General features: G+C 46.7%; 14 protein-coding genes and 1 tRNA gene. 7 read left to right on the top strand and 8 right to left on the bottom strand.

The window, feature by feature from the left end; translation table 11 throughout:
- Positions 1-56: 56 nt before the first annotated feature.
- From PEPTYR26121_RS03125 to PEPTYR26121_RS03135, 3 genes are read right to left on the bottom strand one after another with little or no spacing between them, the layout of a single operon-like run.
- Entirely contained in the window at positions 57-308 is a 252-nt protein-coding gene (locus tag PEPTYR26121_RS03125; protein WP_180499106.1) for a DUF951 domain-containing protein, read from the bottom strand.
- Entirely contained in the window at positions 301-1,167 is an 867-nt protein-coding gene (locus PEPTYR26121_RS03130; RefSeq protein WP_180499108.1) for a mechanosensitive ion channel family protein, read from the bottom strand. The genes PEPTYR26121_RS03125 and PEPTYR26121_RS03130 overlap by 8 nt, the downstream gene beginning before the upstream one ends.
- A gap of 15 nt (positions 1,168-1,182) precedes the next feature.
- Positions 1,183-2,247, bottom strand: a complete 1,065-nt coding sequence (locus PEPTYR26121_RS03135; RefSeq protein WP_180499110.1) for a hypothetical protein — start codon at positions 2,245-2,247, stop codon at positions 1,183-1,185.
- Positions 2,248-2,307: 60 nt separating this feature from the next.
- Between PEPTYR26121_RS03135 and PEPTYR26121_RS03140 the strand changes: the two genes are divergently transcribed.
- The 7 genes from PEPTYR26121_RS03140 (at position 2,308) to PEPTYR26121_RS03170 (ending at position 9,025) form a co-directional block, all read left to right on the top strand.
- Positions 2,308-3,033 carry a purine nucleoside phosphorylase YfiH/LACC1 family protein gene (locus PEPTYR26121_RS03140; RefSeq protein ID WP_180499112.1) on the top strand — a complete coding sequence of 242 codons (726 nt, stop codon included), beginning with the start codon at positions 2,308-2,310 and terminating at the stop codon, positions 3,031-3,033.
- 48 nt (positions 3,034-3,081) lie between these two features.
- A tRNA-Ala gene (locus PEPTYR26121_RS03145) sits at positions 3,082-3,157 on the top strand.
- 101 nt (positions 3,158-3,258) lie between these two features.
- On the top strand, positions 3,259-4,047 hold the full coding sequence (murI, locus tag PEPTYR26121_RS03150; protein ID WP_180499114.1) for a glutamate racemase: 789 nt from the start codon (positions 3,259-3,261) through the stop codon (positions 4,045-4,047).
- Complete coding sequence (locus tag PEPTYR26121_RS03155; RefSeq protein WP_180499116.1) at positions 4,040-5,137, top strand: bifunctional glycosyltransferase family 2/GtrA family protein; 1,098 nt, start codon at positions 4,040-4,042, stop codon at positions 5,135-5,137. The genes murI and PEPTYR26121_RS03155 overlap by 8 nt, the downstream gene beginning before the upstream one ends.
- Positions 5,138-5,173: 36 nt before the next feature.
- Positions 5,174-6,034, top strand: a complete 861-nt coding sequence (locus tag PEPTYR26121_RS03160) for a methylenetetrahydrofolate reductase (protein ID WP_180499118.1) — start codon at positions 5,174-5,176, stop codon at positions 6,032-6,034.
- A complete protein-coding gene (locus PEPTYR26121_RS03165) occupies positions 6,031-6,654 on the top strand; it encodes a hypothetical protein (protein ID WP_180499120.1) in 624 nt (207 codons plus the stop codon). The genes PEPTYR26121_RS03160 and PEPTYR26121_RS03165 overlap by 4 nt, the downstream gene beginning before the upstream one ends.
- A gap of 1 nt (position 6,655) precedes the next feature.
- On the top strand, positions 6,656-9,025 hold the full coding sequence (locus PEPTYR26121_RS03170) for a homocysteine S-methyltransferase family protein (protein ID WP_180499122.1): 2,370 nt from the start codon (positions 6,656-6,658) through the stop codon (positions 9,023-9,025).
- A gap of 134 nt (positions 9,026-9,159) precedes the next feature.
- Here PEPTYR26121_RS03170 and PEPTYR26121_RS03175 read toward each other — a convergent pair whose 3' ends face one another.
- The 5 genes from PEPTYR26121_RS03175 to uvrA all read right to left on the bottom strand — a co-directional run bounded on the left by PEPTYR26121_RS03175 (position 9,160) and on the right by uvrA (position 18,345).
- Positions 9,160-12,510 carry an S-layer homology domain-containing protein gene (locus PEPTYR26121_RS03175; RefSeq protein WP_180499124.1) on the bottom strand — a complete coding sequence of 1,117 codons (3,351 nt, stop codon included), beginning with the start codon at positions 12,508-12,510 and terminating at the stop codon, positions 9,160-9,162.
- Positions 12,511-12,912: 402 nt separating this feature from the next.
- Positions 12,913-13,635 carry an amino acid ABC transporter ATP-binding protein gene (locus PEPTYR26121_RS03180; RefSeq protein ID WP_180499126.1) on the bottom strand — a complete coding sequence of 241 codons (723 nt, stop codon included), beginning with the start codon at positions 13,633-13,635 and terminating at the stop codon, positions 12,913-12,915.
- On the bottom strand, positions 13,622-14,308 hold the full coding sequence (locus tag PEPTYR26121_RS03185; protein ID WP_180499128.1) for an amino acid ABC transporter permease: 687 nt from the start codon (positions 14,306-14,308) through the stop codon (positions 13,622-13,624). The genes PEPTYR26121_RS03180 and PEPTYR26121_RS03185 overlap by 14 nt, the downstream gene beginning before the upstream one ends.
- A 63-nt stretch (positions 14,309-14,371) precedes the next feature.
- Positions 14,372-15,283, bottom strand: a complete 912-nt coding sequence (locus PEPTYR26121_RS03190) for a transporter substrate-binding domain-containing protein (RefSeq protein WP_180499130.1) — start codon at positions 15,281-15,283, stop codon at positions 14,372-14,374.
- Between the two features lie 233 nt (positions 15,284-15,516).
- Positions 15,517-18,345, bottom strand: coding sequence for an excinuclease ABC subunit UvrA (gene uvrA, locus PEPTYR26121_RS03195; protein WP_180499131.1), 2,829 nt, complete (start codon positions 18,343-18,345; stop codon positions 15,517-15,519).
- Between the last annotated feature and the right edge of the window lie 7 nt (positions 18,346-18,352).

Genomic DNA, 18,352 nt, shown 5'->3' on the forward strand with positions numbered 1-18,352 from the left:
TACTATTTTAACAAATAGTTCCTGTAATCGCAATAAATCGCCATTATTTCACAAAACTATTCTCGAGTTTCGGCATCTTTCGATTCATCAGGTCGGTGGTGGACGATGGATACCATTTTGTCCCCTTCCCGAATTTTACGCACCCGCTTTTCAAATTCCATGCGCGTCATCCAAATCGTGCGATTGCAACCTGTGCATTCCAATTTAATATCCACGCCTGTTCTTAAAATTTCCCATAGATTTTCTCCACAGGGGTGGCCTTTTTTAAGACTGACCACGTCGCCTTTTTCGTAAAATAATCTAGCCATTGGCCACCTCCTCTCTTGTCTTTTCGTAGCGAACCGAAGGTATTTGAATATTGTAATCGTTCATCGCCTGAATCAAGCACTTTCTCAAATCGAACTCGAGATCGAATTGCAGGGCCGGGTCGTCCCAAGCGACGACGGTAATTTCATAACCTCCGGAAATAAAATCCGTGGTACCCCATACTTCCGCTCGAGCATCCGGGTAAATGCTCTTGATCTTTTTAATCGATTCTCTAAAAGCGGCAATGACGCGATCGGGGTCTTCCTTTTTGTGTACCGGCACCACGACTTTCGCTCTCTTGGCGCCGCGGGCACGATTGGTTACGATGCGAATTTCCGAGTTCGGGATAATGTGTCTGGCACCGTCGAAATCTTTAATAATCGTCGTTCGAATATTTAAAGCCTCTACATAACCGGCCTTTCCCGCAAACTCAACGTATTCCCCCACTCGATATTGATCGTCGAAGATGATGAAAAACCCCGTGATCAGATCTCGAATCATGACCTGCGCCCCCATGGCGATGGCAATGGAACCCACGCCCGCCGTGGCGAGGAGAGTCGAAGTGTTCACTCTGCAAAGATCTAAAAAGATCATGAGGGCGATTAGATAGACTCCGTATTTCGCGAGATTTCCTAAAATATTCGTTAGGGTTTTTACTCTTTGTTTATTCGTATTTTTAGGGTTTTTGATTTCATGACGTTCCACATAGGACGCCACAAACTGACTGACCGAACGCACAATAACGTGGGCAATAATAAATAAAACCACGCCTGCTACGATCATTCCGAATATATTCAGTCTGCCGTTCGATTTGTAAAAAATATCGTGAACAGCTTCCATAAGCTGCCTTATTTCTTTCAAGTTTTCACCTCATTTTTAGTCTTCACTTGATAAAGTTTGAATTTCTTTAGATCTGAAGAGACTGGGTTTTAACCGGTAAAGAGCGATTGTCTTATGGCCGTAGGTGGCGATGTAGCCGTCTTTCAGTTCTACTTTTTCCTGTGTGTCACTAAATCGGATGTGGTAAGGATGCTCGGAGTTTGCCCGTCCTAATATTTCCCGATTGCCGTAGGCGAAAAGCTCCTCTCCTACAGTCGCCAGACGATCTACATTTCCCTCCATTACATGACGCTCGATTTCTTTTAAATCTTTTCCGTGGCGACTTAAAATGCCGCTATGGAGTGTGTAAAGTTTATTTCGATGATAGATAATATCCGATAGGATGGGGGTCGTCTCCGTAATCAGCTCTTTATCCAGTCCGTAAAGATGCTTTTCCGTGACGATGACAGGATAGCGACCTTCCACTATGCGCATGGCCACTTCCATAGGGAATTCCGTATTTTCCATTCGGGCTTTGTCCCGCTTTCCGTTTTCGATATAGACTGTGGTCTTATAGCCGTTGGCCGTGTTGGAAAGCTCCGTAATGGTAAAATGCTTTTCGTCTTTAAATTGAAAATCTAAAATATAATTTTTCGTCTCGAAAACGGAATTTAAACTGCCGCTGTCTGAGGCGATAAAGAGCTTTTCTCCGTCGTCGTAGCGACAATGGAAAAGCCGCACGCCGTTTTGTACATCGGCATGGAACAGTTCTCCCTCTAAATAGTAGGACTGACGCTCTTTCCCCTCGGGGCTGAAGACCGTAAGCTTTTTTATACTCTCGTCGTAGAGCATTGCGTCGTCTTCTCCGAAAAAAGCCTTCTGTCCCTCGCCCATACGGTCCACGATTTTTTTATCGCTTCCTCTGTAAAAAACCAGGGCATCGCCGTCGAAAGTGGCCAGCTTTCCGCCTTTTAAAATGGTCATATCCGTAATATCATGTTTCGTCTTTTCAGTGAACACGGAAACAGGTCGATAGCTTATAATGGAAAGTTTTTTGATTCCAAAAGCCAGAGCGATTATAATACATAAAAAGAGGAGCAGTCTCCTCATGCGTTTATTCATTCGATTCCTCCACGTCATATTATAACGAATGGCTATGGAGTTGGAAAGGCGGTAAATACCATGAAAATAAGAGATTTTAAAGCCTTGCGATTCGATATTTCTAAAAGACCTTACGATTTTAGCGCCTCCCTCGGAGAAAAGGGGCTCGGCGATAATGTCAGATCTTTCTTAAATCATTTAAATGTAGAGAGTGATCGCGTTTATTTTATGAACCAAACCCATTCCGATCACTGCGTGGTATTAGACGATGCCCACGATGAGGAAGATTATTTCGGCTTCCGCATCGTCCCCGATACCGACGCCCTCATTACCGCAAAAAAAGGGATCGCTCTCGTCTCCCGTATCTCCGACTGCACGCCGGTGCTCCTATACGATCCTATAAAGGGTGTACAAGCGTGCATCCATTCCGGGTGGCGACCGACGGTAAAAAAACTTCCCCAAATCGCCATCGATACTATGAGGAATCGCTACGGTTCTTCACCGAAAAATATTTATGCCTATATCGGCCCTTGCATCGGCAGAGAGAGTTTTGAGGTGGGAAAAGAAGTAAGCGCGGCTTGGCGCGACGCCTTCCCCTTCCACCGGGAAGTGATTCGCTATTTTGATAAAGACCGCGATTACATCGACTTGAAGCTTACTCACATTCGCATGCTTCAGCAAATGGGCATTCCCGACGATCACATTACCGTCAATTCGGCCGACACCTTTACCGATCCTCGCTACCATTCTTATCGAAGAGACAAGCCGGATTTCGGAAGTAACGCCCTGATTTCGATTCTAAAATAATGGCTTGACATTCTCTTTACACTTCCATATACTATAAAAGTAGCTCGTGGGGGTGTAGCTCACTTGGGAGAGCGCTTGAATGGCATTCAAGAGGTAAGGAGTTCGATCCTCCTCATCTCCACCAAACCGGCCGCCGTAAGGCGGCTTTTTTTGTACCCTTTTTTACTTTTCAGCGAAAGTTCCCTGATTTTAATTTGATATAATAAGGCAGAAAGGAAGTGTTTCATGGAAAGCATTGTTGTTTTCGACTCCGGGCTCGGCGGCATTACGGCACTTATTGAAGCGATTCACGCCATGCCCTGCGAACATTTTATTTATTACGGCGATACCTTGCACGTACCCTACGGCCCGAAGGATCCCGAAACTATAAAGAGCTATTTAGACGATATGATGAACTTCGTGGCGCCGTACAATCCCAAGGCCGTGTTGCTCGCCTGCAATACGGCGACAGTCACGGCGGCGGACTATTTGCGGAAGCGCTACCGTCTTCCCATTGTAGGAATGGAGCCTGCAGTCAAACCCGCCATCGAACGAGACGGATCAAATAAGCGAATTCTCGTACTCTCTACCGAAGGCACGAGCCGTTCGGAGAGACTTCAGTCTCTCGTGGAACGTTTCGACAACGATCATCTCGTGGATATTCTTCCTCTTCCCAATCTCGTAGACTTCGCCGAACGATTGGAATTTGATACCACCGATGTGCGCGCCGATTTGGAATCTATTTTATCTTCCTTCGATCTCGCCGATTACAGCGCCGTAGTTTTGGGATGTACCCATTTCATCTGGTATAGGGATTTATTTTCAGAGCTCCTCCCGGGCGGCGTCGAGGTTTTGGACGGAAATGCCGCTACGGTTCGCCAACTCATGCGTAAATTAAATGGCAATATTTGCGACGACGGCGAAGGAAGCCTGGCCATTCATCTCACAGGCAAACGTCGGGAGGATGTTATGAATTTTTTAGAAGAGGTTCTTCCCGTGAATTTTTCTGAAATCCCGAAAGGACACCATGGATAAACAAACGCAACAGAATAATCTCGTTATGATTCCCGCTTTTGAGCCTGATGAAACTTTATTGGACTTTACAAATGCACTTCTAAATGAAGGGCTTCAGGTCCTCGTCGTCGACGACGGCTCTTCTCCTTCCTGCCGTAAGATTTTCGACTCTTTAGATCAACGCATTACGCTTCTATCTTACGGAGAAAATCACGGAAAAGGTTACGCCATGAAATTTGCCATGGACTATATCCGCCATTCTATGGAAGATATCGAGCGGATCGTTACTGCCGATGCCGACGGCCAACACGCCGTCGCCGATACCTTAGCCACTTTAAATGCCTTGGACCGGGATCCCCATGCTCTGATTTTGGGCGTGCGTTCTTTCCCCGAAAACACGCCTCTACGTTCCAGAATCGGCAATCGCATGACGGCAAAGTTCTTCGCTCTCCTTACGGGAGTGGAAAATCTGGAAGATACGCAAACCGGGCTCCGTGCTTTCTCACGAGAATTCCTTCCATTTATGCTGGAAGTGGACGGAGAACGCTACGAGTACGAAATGAAACAACTTCTTCTATGGGCAAAAACAAATAAAAAAATCATTCAGGTGCCTATCGAAACTATTTATAGAGACGAAGAGAACTCCACCTCCCACTACAACACGATCCTGGATTCCGTTCGAATATTTCGCACGCTTCTCGACAAGGGCCAAGCTATTTTATTTGCCGTCAGCGGCTTTTTAAGTTTCCTATTAGATTACGGCCTTTTCAACTTATTCTTTTACTCCATAAGGGGCCTAACATCCTACTCGCCCTTATTCTTTTCCAATGTGGCGGCGCGAATCATCAGTTGCTGTTTTAATTTTTACTTGAATCGTAAATATGTCTTCGAATCGAGAGACAATTTGGCGAGAGACGCCCTACAGTACGGTTTACTCGTCATAGTCCTTCTCACGACGAACAATCTTCTCCTTTATCTTTACGGAAAAACCCTCAATTTCAACCCGAGTATCGCAAAACTCTTTGTGGAGCTCACACTTTTTGTCATCAGTTACATTGTCCAACGCGTGTATATTTTTTCTAATCTACACTTGTCCCGAAAAAAGTGGTAGAATAGAAAAAATTTATTTTTCCCATTGGAGGTAACTATGCATATTAGAAATTATTTCGACGACTCGACTACTAAATTATCCTTCGAGATCTTTCCGCCTAACGAGCGAATGACTTTAAAGTCCGTGATGGCGGCAGCTTCGCGAATGGTAGGTTACGAGCCGGATTTTATGTCCGTTACCTTTAAAGCCGACGGAAGCGGCGGCGATCAGACGGTAGAAATTGCAAAGGCGGTATCCGATATTATGGGCGTGCCTTCTATCGCCCACTTGACCTGCTCGGGCATTCCGAAAACGGAACTGGAAGATCGGCTAAAAGAACTTCGGGAGGCGAATATTCACAATCTCTTGGTTTTAGGCGGGGATTCCAAAAGGGAGCTGGGCGAAGACGCCTACTTTCCCTACGCAAAGGACATGGTCCGATATTTTAAAGAACGAGGCGATTTTACCATCGGCTGCGCCTGTTTCCCCGAGGGCAATAATCCCGCCCTTACGATGGAAGAGGAGATCGAATACTTAAAGGAAAAAGTCGACGCCGGAGCCGATTTTTTAACCACTCAAATGTTTTTCGACAACGAGGTCTTCTACCGCTTCTTAGACGCCGTGCGGGCAAAGGGCATCGACATTCCCGTCATCGCAGGCATTATGCCCATTACCGCCGCCGGTCAAATCCGCCGCATCGCCGATTTAAGCGGCGCCAAACTTCCCCGCACTTTGACGGATATGGTGGCGCGTTTCGGCGACAATAAAGAGGCCATGTTCGATGCGGGCCTTACTTTCGCCGAGCATCAAATGGCGGATCTCGCCGCTCGCGGCATTGACGGCGTCCACGTGTACACCATGAACAAGCCCGCCATTGCCGAGCGCATTGTAAATGATATCGGGAGCCTTTTCAGATGATCGAACTCCCCGCCATTCACCACCTTCCGGAAATTAAATATGAAGATTTCAGACGCCGAGAGATTTACCGCTATATGAGACTCGAAGGCAACGAACCCGACGAGGAAACCAAAAGGGATGTGGAGCGAAATTTAAAGCGTCTCCTGGAGACCGCACAAATTACAAAAACTGCGGAGCTTCGCCCCGTAAGCCGCGAGGAAAATCTTCTTCGCTTCGGTACTTTTCAAACGGAAAGCCGCGTACTGGCCGAGAACTTAAAGACCAGCGATTATGTCGTGCTCTTCGCCATTACCCTCGGAGCCGCCGTGGACAGACTCATTAACCGGCTCACCATTGTGTCGAAGACCGACGCCTTTATTACCGATGCTTGCGCCACGGAAGTACTTGAAACTTACGCCAACAGCTACTGCCGAGAGGTAAAGGAGGCTGCCGCTCTTTACAATCTAACCACACACCCCCGCTTTTCGCCTGGCTTTGCGGATTTCGGTCTCGAGCATCAATGGCCGCTGATTCGAACGCTGAAAGCGGACAAAAAGATTCACATCGCCTTGACCGACGGTAATATGCTGATTCCCACGAAGACCATTACGGCGGTAATGGGCCTGGACCAAAGGAGATAAGATGACATTACGCGAAGAATTAAAATCAAAACGTCTTTATTTCGACGGCAGCTGCGGCACTTATTTGCAAGATAGAGGGCTCGCAGCAGGCGATATTCCGGAACTCTTAAACCTCAGCTCCCCGGAACTTATTGTGGACATGCACCGCGCTTACTTACAATCGGGAGCGGATATTATCCTTACTAATACCTTCGGTGCCAACGCTTTAAAGTTTAAAGATGAAAAGATTACCGTCGAGGAGGTCGTTGCCGCCGCCGTAAAAAATGCCAAGCGCGCCGTCGAGCTCGAAGGCCACGGCTATGTGTCCCTGGATATCGGCCCTCTCGGCAAAATTTTGGCGCCCCTCGGCGATTTGGCTTTTGAAGAAGCCTACGATTGCTTTAAAGAAATCGTCATCGCCGGAAGGGACGCCGGCTGCGATCTCATCACCATCGAAACCATGTCCGATACTTACGAAATCAAGGCGGCCATGCTTGCATGTAAGGAACATGCCGACCTTCCCCTCTTCGTAACAGGAGCATTTCAAGAAGACGGTCGCATGCTCACAGGCTCTTCCATCGATGCCTTTGCGGAGCTCGTCACTTCTCTGGGGGCCGACGCCATGGGCATGAATTGCAGCTTCGGCCCGGTGGAAACCTTGCCCTTAATGAAAGAACTCGCCGAAGTCGCCACCATTCCCCTTATTGCAAACCCCAACGCCGGCCTTCCCGTGGTTCGCGGCGGCGAAACTTTTTACGATATCGACGACGACACCTACGCCGATTATATGATGGAGTTTGCCGAGATGGGCGTGCAGATCATAGGCGGCTGCTGCGGCACCTTCCCCTCTTATATCGAAAAAACCGTGGAACGGACAAAAAATACACCTGTCACGCCACCTCGCGGTCACTTGCGCACGGCGGCTTCTTCCTACACCCATATTGTGGATATAGGTGCTAAACCCTGCATGATCGGAGAGCGACTGAACCCTACGGGGAAAAAATACTTACAGCAAGCCCTTAAAGATCACCATACTTCCGCCGTTCTCGCCATCGCCTTGGAAGAGGAAGAAGACGGCGCCCATATTCTCGACGTCAATGTAGGCGTACCCGGACTGAACGAGGAAGGGGTCCTTCCCGATCTCATTCGGGAATTACAGGGCGTTACTTCCCTTCCCCTTCAAATCGACACCACCAATGTAGGTGCCATGGAAAAAGCCGCCCGCATTTATAACGGCAGACCTCTCCTAAATTCCGTCAGCGGGAAGCGGGAGGTAATGGACGCCATTTTCCCCATCGCTCAAAAATACGGCGCCCTTTGTGTCGCATTATTACTCGACGACGAGGGCATCCCGAAGACCGTAGAAAAACGAATGGAAATCGTGGATGCTATTCTAAAAGAAGGGGCTCGCTATGGGCTAAGTGAGGAGCATTTTCTCTTCGATCCCCTGGCCATGACCATCTCCAGCCAAAAAGACGGGGCTACAGTGGTCCTCGAAACCTTGAGACGCTTAAAAGCCCGTGGCTTACGCTCCACTCTCGGCGTCTCCAATATTTCCTTCGGCCTCCCGAATCGCGACGCTATTAACGGCCACTTCTACGCCATGTGTCTTGCCGAAGGGCTCAGCGCGGGCATCGTAAACCCGTCCTCCCCGGCCATGCAGAAAGCCTATAGGTCTTCCATGGCACTCCTCGAGCAGGATCCGGATTTTAATGATTTTATAGAAGCATTTGCCGAGGAAGAATCGGAAATAAAGGCAGGCGATGGAGAACACGATCTTTCCTACGCCATCGAAAAAGGCCTTTCTAAAGAAGCAAAGGATCTTACCGCACGCCTTCTCGAAGAAAGGGAGCCCATCGAAATTATTAACGATTACCTCGTCCCCTCTCTGGATAAAGTGGGGAGAGAATTTGAAGCGAAGACACTCTTCCTTCCCCAACTATTGCGAGCTGCCGATGCGGCCGCCGCGGCTTTCACCATTATTCGCAAGCGAATGGATGAGATGGGGACTGCCGCGGAAAACAAGGGACGCATTATCGTCGCCACGGTAAAGGGAGATATTCACGATATCGGCAAAAACATTGTGAAGGCGCTCCTGGAAAACTACGGCTTCGATATAATCGACCTCGGGAAAGATGTTCGACCGGATACGGTGGCGGAAAATGTATTAGAGCACGATGTTAAACTCGTAGGCCTTTCCGCCCTCATGACGACGACGGTGCCCTTTATGGAGGCCACCATCCGGCTCATTCACGAACAATCTCCCGATACAAAGATTATGGTAGGCGGCGCCGTGCTCACAAAAGAATACGCTGATGAAATAAAAGCCGACCGCTACTGCAAAGACGCCATGGCGTCGGTGCGTTATGCGGAAGAATTATTTAATCAATAAAATCCAAACAATTAAAAGCCCCAAGCTTCGGTTTACAATATCCGAAGCTTGAGGCTTTTTTATTTTCAACACTTTCAAATTAGATTCAGATAAAAAGGTTCTTAAAAACTCCCGGCGTGTCCGGGAGTAAATATTTATCTGATTTTATTGATATTAAAGACGATCTGAGCGATTTCAGCTCTCGAAAGTTGCTTCTTGCCTTGGAAAGTTCCATCTTCCATACCGTTAATGATATTGGATTTGGAAAGCTCTTTTACAGCTTCTCTCGCCCACTTGGGAATTTTATCTTCGTCTTTAAATTGTTTGGCCTGACCGTCGAAGTTTATCTTCTTCATCTGCTTGTAGCGGTACAGAATGGTCGCCATTTCTTCTCTCGAAATCGTCTTGTTCGGTGCGAAATTTGTGGCATCCATACCGTAAATAAGGCCTTTTGCTTTTGCCCAATTGACGTATTTCGCATAATATGCGTTCATATCGATGTCTTGGAAGCTGATATTGGCGGGGAATTCATTTGCTCCTTCGAATCTACCGAGAACGGTAATAAATTCGGCTCGTGTCATGGGTTTATTCGGTTCAAACCGATTGCCCATGGCAATATCGTCGAAAAGTTTATGCTCCAAGCTGTAATTAATGGCTTCTTTTGCCCAGTGATTTTCAATATCTATATAGTTTTGTGTCGATTTACGATTACTTTCTCTCTGTTCTGTCGATCCTTTTGGCGGTGTTTTTCTTTCGAATGTTAAATTGATCCATCCGCTTCTTTGGCCGGGCTTTTCCTTCCGTTTGGACTCTATCGACGGTTTCGGTCTTGAGGGGTTCGGTTGCTTCGGATTATTGGGAGCAGGTGTCGGCTTCTTCGGATCCTTCGGTGTCGGCACAGGATTCGAGGGATTCGGATCCTTCGGGCTGGGAGCCGGTTCCGAGGGGCTCGGTTGATTCGGATCTTTCGGTGTCGGAGCTTGCTCTTGCTCTTTCTTCACATCTTCCATAAGCCTTTTCAGATCTTGAGTCGCTGCATTCATAGCATCAAATGAATGCCCTTTAAGTGCCTCTTCAGCTGTTTCTAAGGTGTTCTCGAATTTCTCTTTCAGTTTTGAATCTTTGGAGAGTTTAATAGCCTTTGCTTCCTGAATGAGTGCTTCCAGCTCTTTTTTTGCCGCTTCTAAGGTTTGCGCCTTGTTCTTTTCAGCTAAATTCTCTTCATTTTTACGAACTGCCTCTTCCCGAATATCTTTAATTTCATTAGCACTTCCGGCTCCGTTAATTCGCCCTTCAAATCTCGCCATCTCCTCCGGCGTCAAGTGAGAAAGTTGTTTTACAACGGCGATCGCATCTTTGCGCGCAGTTTCAAGTTCTGTTTTTGCCTTTACTTTTTCTTGATCGAGTTTTTTGTATTTTTCTACAATAGGTTCGATCTGGGCGATCTCTTTTGTCGCCTTAATTTCGTTTATCGCCCAGTTAATTTCACTCTCGCTTAAATTTTTGAATTCTGTAACTTTATCAAGTGCAGCGGCTTGGGCTTTACTTAAATTAAACTGAACCGCACCATCAAATGATTCTTTTACGCGATCGAGAGTATCGGCTTCTTGAATCTCTTTCGTAAACCGCTCTTTGTCATTGGCGCTTAATAAACTAAGAGTCTCCAACTTGCTTATATACTCTTGCTTGGCATCGTCGAGATCTTTCCTCTTCATAGCAGCTTCACTTAACATTTTGTAATTATTGACGATCTCGTCAATTTTCGTCTTGTCGGCTGCAGCTTGTAGCTCTTTTTCAGCTTGAGCGAACTGCTCGTCTGTTAAGCCCGGTAGCGCTTTAATCTGTGTGAGTGCAACTTTTCTCTGCTCTTCGAGCACCTTCGCCGCTTCTTCAGCTTCTTGAGCCTTTGCTTTTTGATTTTCTATGCTCTTATCTTGAGCTTTTTGGTAAATGGTTTCTACATCATGAGCTGAATCGGCACGCTCGACTTCATCGATAAAGCCTTTTCTCTCACCCTCTGTGAGATCAGTCAGCTTATTAATTTTTTCTCCGGCTTCAGCCTTCACTTGCTTAAGATTCTTATCATCTTCCACTTGTTTATTCTCAGCTTTTGCCTGTTCTACAATACCGTTAATTTCCTGTTCTGATTTTGCGCCTGTAACTTTAGCTTGATAAGCCGTCTTCTTATTTCTATCGAGATGTTTTAAATCTTCGATGGCTTTATTAGCTTCTTGTCGTTTGGGTCCCAGAGAGTCTCGCAGCTTCGGAAGAATGATCGATTCCAGTGCTTGTGCCGCATTGTCAACTTGTTCCTGTGTTCTATCTTGCTTTTCTAAGTTACTTTTTATAGTAGGAAGTATGTTGTTAAATTTTTCTTGTTCTTCCGCCGGATAGCTTTTTAATTCATCGTAAAGCGGCGTCGCTTTCGACATATCCACTTGATAGGTCATGGTAACAGGCTTAGAGGAATTAAAGTTCTCCCCTTCTTGGGAAAATTCAAATTTCGTGTTGTTCGGCGTATTCTTCGGCACGGCATAAAATACACCTTCCTTTACCGGTTGAAGCTCCCCGGGCATGGATGTTTTATTTAGCGTAAAAGTTTTAGCCTCATTTCCTTTTACGACCTTTAGTTTCGGTAAATGTTTATGGATCGCGGTCGGATCGAGATTCGAATTGTCGGGCAAAGATATAGTATAACCCGCCCTGTCTTTCGCATTTTTACGCTCTTTAAATTCTACACTCGGTTCTTCGTAGGTATCTTTAAGAACCATTTTCTTGCTAATGGTTTTTCCTTTGCCCGATTCTTGATGGACGACGACAAACTCATCACCTGCACTTGCACCATACTTTTCTCTCAATTTTTCCATAGGAAAATCATAAGAAATAACACCGGCTGCATCCTTTTTGTCTATTTCAAAGTCAAAGATCTTCCATGTATTATCTTTCTTCGTATGGAGGAACATTTTTATAGATCCCGTCATTTTAGGCGACATCATAATCTTATCTTTTGTTTGTTCCACAATAGGCTCCAGGCTTTTTTCACCCTTAACCGTAAGATTACCGACTTGTGTTTCTCGATTACCTTTTACGACATAAAGTTCTATTCTGTCCCCGGCACTGAATTCTCTATATGGAATCAGTGGCCGACCGCCCGAACCCATTACTTGCTCGGTAATATAATCTTCTTTAATGTGTTCTTCTTTTACAGAATCCACCAGGATTTTTTTATAAGTTTCACCGCCGGTTATGAGCTTCATTTGCAGCCTGTCACCGATCACAAGGTTTTTGTCATCCTTTAATTTCTTCGTGTTTACGTGTAGTTTCGTATCGCCGATAACAGGTGGTTTTTGGAAATATATTCTCATTTCTTGCGCTTGGCTCTGTACAGTTCCATTTTCCGGCTTTTCCCCTTGGGCATATGCCATGGTCCCTGAAAAAGATGAAGATAGGGTCGCAATGCTCAAGGCCAAAGCCAGTGTCTGATTTACTTTATTATGTGTTTTCATAAGTCCTCCTTCATGTTTTTATTTTAAAGGAGCCTATATTTCCTTGTCATCCTTCCGCCGTTTCACACTTTTTTCATACTTTTTCCATTGAGCACACACTTTATTTCTATTTATCTGATTACGATTCCCACTATTATAAGAAAAAGTATTATTTTTTCCCTATATATTTATTTCTTCGATCGCAGCGAATAATATTCATCGTCATTTTCAGCAATCTGTATATATTATTCTTGTATACTCTCGATTGAATTTTCTGATTTCTCACAAACTGCTTTCACCGAAATTTCACGAAATAAAAATCGAATTTTTCCTCTTTTCTTCTTATTTATAATGACTACTTTTTATTCCTCTCAATTTTTTACAATAAAAAACCACGAGTCTATTCTCGTGGTTTGATAGTGTCTATAATACTTTATTGAGGAACGATTGTGTTCGCTCTTCTTTCGGATGGTTGAATACTTCATCGGGGGTTCCCTCTTCTACGAGGAGTCCCTCATCGAGGAAGAGGATGCGGTCGCCCACTTCTCTCGCAAAACCCATTTCGTGGGTAACGACCACCATGGTCATTCCCTCTTTGGCGAGTTGTTGCATAACGTCCAGTACTTCGCCGACCATTTCCGGGTCGAGGGCGGATGTAGGTTCGTCGAAGAGCATCACCGAGGGGTTCATGGCCAGGGCGCGCACAATGGCGATCCGTTGTTTTTGGCCTCCGGAAAGTTGATTGGGATAGGCGTCTTTTTTGTCGGCAAGGCCCACTCGTTCTAAAAGTTTCACAGCCCGAGCTTCCGCCTGGCTCTTGTCCTCTCCTTTGACGAGGATGGGAGCCATGGTGATGTTTTCCAAGACGGTTTTATGGGGGAAAAGATTAAAGGATTGGAATACCATGCCCATATCTTCCCGCACTTTTTCTATATTCGTGTCTTTTTTATTGATATCCACACCTTCGAAAATAATTTCGCCGCCGTCCGCTTCTTCTAAGCGGTTTAAGCAACGTAAGAAGGTAGATTTCCCTGAGCCTGAGGGGCCGATGACGACAGCAACTTCTCCGTCTTTGATTTCCGTAGAAATACCTTTTAAAACGTGATTGTCTCCGAAGCTTTTTGTAAGATTATTAATGAGTATCACCGGTCGCCATCCTCCTTTCGAATGTATCGACAACTTTAGAAAGCACGGTTACGAGAACCAGATAAATCAATGCCGATGTTATATAGGGCATAAAGGGCAGATAGGTCGCCCCGCCTGCAACTTTCGCTTGGTACATAATATCGCCGACGCCGACGACGGAAAGAATGGCCGACTCTTTGATCAAGGTGACAAATTCATTCCCGAGGGCGGGCAATACGGTTTTGATGGCCTGGGGCAGAATGATGTGGCGCATGATTTGGCTCTTCTTCATGCCCAACGATGCCGCCGCTTCGCTCTGCCCACGGTCGACGGCGTTAATACCGCCGCGAATGATTTCCGACACATAGGCCGAAGAGTTCATGCACACGGCAATCATTGACAGTATAAGGGGCTGTTTTAAGTAATTAAACTGATCGGGCACCACGGTGGCGAAGCCGTAATAGGCAATGGTCACTTGCACGAGCAATGGCGTGCCCCGAAGAACCTGTACGTAGATTTTAGATAGTATTTCCAGGGGCTTAATTTTTGAATTGCGCATGAGGGCGACGATAATCCCCAAGGCAAAACCGATAAGCACGCCGAAGAAGGAAACCTTTAAGGTTACCAGCGTGCCTTCGGCATACATTGGTCCCCACTTTCCTAAAAAGGCGAACCAAGATTTCAATAAGTTCATAACTCCTCCTCGATTGAAAAAACTGTTTCCCGAGGAAACAGTTTTTCTTATTGACAGTGAAAATTATTGGGCGTCTTCAGCACCTGCAGTTTCATCGTTCAGTTTTTCGTACTGTGCGATCCACTCGTCCACTTTACCTTCTTCGATCATTTTTTTAAGTTCTTGATCGATATAAGCGGTTAAGCCGTCGTTTCCTTTTTTAAGTGCCACACAAACACCCGGTTCATCGGGAATTCCAACTTCAAGGGCGACGAGTTCGGGGAATTGTTTGGCGTATTGTTGTCCTGCACTCTTGGAGATAACGAGGGCATCGGCAGTGCCATTTTTAACTTCAAGTACCAGATTGTTTAACTTCGGAAGGCTCTTAAGGTTAACATCTTTGGGAAAGTTTTCTTGAACGGTCGCTTCTTGCATGGAGCCCGTTTGAGCGCCTACGGTGAGGCCGGCAAAATCTTCCATGGTTTTATAGCTTTCCGCCTTATCTTTGGGAACAATGATCACTTGTTCATTTTCGTAGTAGGGAGAGGTCATATTGACGGCGTTTAAACGTTCGGGGGTTGCCGATATACCGGCAATACCGATGTCCGCTTGGCCGGAGGTAATACTCGGGATGATACCGTCGAAATCCAAGTCTTTGATTTCAAGTTCCACGCCTAAAGAGTCGGCGAGGGCCTTTGCGATTTCGATGTCGAAACCGACGATTTCATCTTTTCCGTCTTTCATTAAGTGCCATTCATAGGGCGGATAGTCGGCAGAGGTTGCGAGGACGAGTTTGCCCTTGTCCTTGATTTCTTGTGTTGCAGCATCGATAGTTGCTTGATCTGCCGTAACTTCTTCCGCTACGAAATCCGATTTGTTGCCGTTGATGCCAGCCTCGGCATTACCGCCGTTATTGGCTTCCTGATTTCCGCCGCAACCGACGAGGGCGAAGGCGAATACGGCGACGATTAAACTTACGATTGTCCATTTTTTCATTTTATTTTATTCCTCCTCAACTTGAATACGCAAACGATCTGATTCTTATCTTTGTCTCATGATGTCGGCGCCGAGACTTTTTATGTCTGTAGCCTCGGTTATCCGACGGCGGCTGAATGTTATGGTATTCAAGTTGAAGTCCTCCTCTCTCTTATTTTTGGCTTTTTTGAATTATACTATACCGTACTAAAATCTACAAGAAAATGAGAGGGAAAATGAGAAACGCCGTTTCTCTATACCTTTAAGATATCCTTCAAATAATCTCCCGTATAGCTCCCCTTTACCTTCGCCACTTCTTCAGGTCGACCGGCGGCGACGATGGTACCTCCGCCGTCACCACCGTCGGGACCTAAGTCGATAATATGATCCGCTACCTTGATAACATCCAGATTGTGTTCGATGACGACGACGGTATTTTCGCGATCAACGAGCTCCTGAAGGACGTGAATAAGTTTTCGAATGTCTTCCGTATGAAGTCCCGTTGTAGGTTCATCTAAAATATAGAGCGTGTTCCCGGTGCCCCGCTTTGAGAGTTCTGTGGCCAGTTTGATCCGCTGAGCCTCTCCGCCGGAAAGTTGAGTGGAGGGCTGACCGAGCTTAATATAGCCGAGGCCCACGTGTTGTAGGGTGGTAATTTTTCTCAAGATCCGCGGATGGTTCTCGAAAAATTCCGCCGCCTGATCCACTGTCATATCCAGAACATCGGAAATGTTTTTACCCTTAAATTTTACCTGAAGGGTCTCCCGGTTATAGCGCTTGCCGTTACACACTTCGCAGGGAACGTAGACGTCGGGAAGAAAGTGCATCTCTACCTTTAAAATCCCGTCCCCCTTACAGGCTTCGCAACGTCCGCCCTTTACATTGAAAGAGAAGCGGCCTTTTTCGTAGCCTCTGATCTTCGCTTCGTTGGTTTGGGCGAACACGTCGCGAATTAAATCGAAAGTGCCGGTGTAGGTCGCCGGGTTGGAGCGGGGTGTGCGGCCGATAGGGCTTTGATCGATGGAAACGATCTTGTCCACATGCTCGAGTCCCTCGATGGATTTGTATTTCCCCGGGCGAACTTTGCTGCGGTTTACCTTCTGCTCCACAGCCTTTTTCAGTATTTCGTTTACGAGAGAGCTTTTCCCCGATCCCGATACGCCGGTAACGCAAATAAATTGTCGTAGGGGAAATTCGACATCCACATCTTTCAAATTGTTTTGCGCCGCTCCCTTTATGACGAGGGAATCCCCTGAATAAGGACGACGCTCTTCGGGAACCTCGATTTTCTTTTTCCCGGAAAGATACTGCCCCGTAATGGAGTCTTCAATTTTTATAATGTCATCATAAGGTCCTTGGGCGACGATGTGACCGCCGTGAACGCCGGCGCCGGGCCCGATGTCTAAAATTTCATCTGCTTCCCGCATGGTCTCTTCGTCGTGTTCTACGACGATAAGGGTATTGCCGATTTCCGTCAAATTTCGGAGGGATTTTAAAAGCATGGCATTGTCTTTTTGATGGAGTCCGATGGAAGGCTCGTCCAACACATAGGTTACCCCGACGAGGGCGCTTCCGATTTGCGTGGCCAAGCGAATGCGCTGGGCCTCGCCGCCGGAAAGGGTTCCCGCCATGCGCGCCAGTGTCAGATAGCCGAGGCCTACTTGAATTAAGAAAGATAGTCGTTCGTGAATTTCTTTTAAGATCTGGCGTGCGATGTTTTGATCCATTTCGCTGAGCTCCAGCCCGTCGAAGAAATCGATGGCATCACGCACGGCCAATTGAGTGGATTCATAAATATTCTTCCCGCCCAGTTTAAATACGAGAGATTCCATTTTTAATCGGGCGCCGTGACATTCAGGGCATGGAATATCCGCCATGAAGGGCTCGATCCGTTCCATGGTGCGATCGCTGGCGCTTTCCGTATAGCGACGATTCAGATTCTCCAAAATTCCTTCGAAATGACCGTTATATTCTTTCTTGCCTCTAAAATGAGATTGAAAGGTGAACTTCAGCGGCTTCTTCGTTCCGTTCATGAGCTCGTCGATCATATCTTTCGGCGCATTTTTTATGGGCTCTTTCGTGGAAAAGTCGTGACGGGCCGCGATTTGATTGATGATTTCCTTATAATAGGTTCCGTCAGAGGTGCCGTAACAGGAAATGGCGCCCTCGTCGATGGAAAGTTCCTTATTGGGAATGATGAGATCGGGATCCGCACGGCGACTGCTTCCCAGCCCCTTGCAGGTAGGACAGGCGCCCATGGGCGTGTTGAAGGAGAAGGAGCGAGGCGTGGCGGGCTCGATGGATATATCGTGTTCCGGACAGGCATAGCTCGTAGAATAAAGCTTATATTCGCCGTCCAATGTATCCACGATCACTGTGGAGCCTGAAATTTCTAATGCGGTCTCGATACTGTCCGTCAAACGGGTCTCGATGCCCTCGCGAATGATGATCCGATCCACGACGATCAGAATATCGTGAACTTTGTTTTTATCCAGCTCGATCTCTCCGTCGGCATGGCGCATTTCTCCGTCGATGATCATGCGCAAATAGCCTTCTTTGCGGATGCGTTCCAGAAGTTTTTTATGCTGCCCCTTCCGTTGACGCACCACCGGCGCCAAGAGTTGGAAGCGGGTGCCTTCCTCCATTTCGAGAATTTTGTCCACGATCTGATCTTCCGCATAGGCTTCGATTTGACGTCCGCATACGGGACAATAGGGCTTGGCCACGCGAGCGTAAAGCAGGCGAATATAATCGTAAACTTCAGTCACCGTCCCCACAGTGGACCGGGGGTTCTTCGACGTGGTCTTTTGATCGATGGCGATGGCCGGACTCATACCCTCGATGTAGTCCACGTCGGGCTTGTCCATTTGTCCTAAAAACTGTCGGGCATAGGACGATAGACTCTCTACATAGCGTCGCTGCCCTTCGGCATAAATCGTGTCGAAGGCCAGGGAACTCTTGCCCGATCCCGAAAGACCGGTGATGACGGTCATTTTATTTCTCGGAATATACACGTCTAGGTTTTTTAAATTATGTTGACGGGCACCGTGAATATGAATAGCGTGTTCTAATGTTTGATTCATCCGGTTC

Origin of the sequence: Aedoeadaptatus nemausensis, assembly GCF_903819165.1 — a bacterium.
Lineage (GTDB): Bacteria > Bacillota > Clostridia > Tissierellales > Peptoniphilaceae > Aedoeadaptatus > Aedoeadaptatus nemausensis.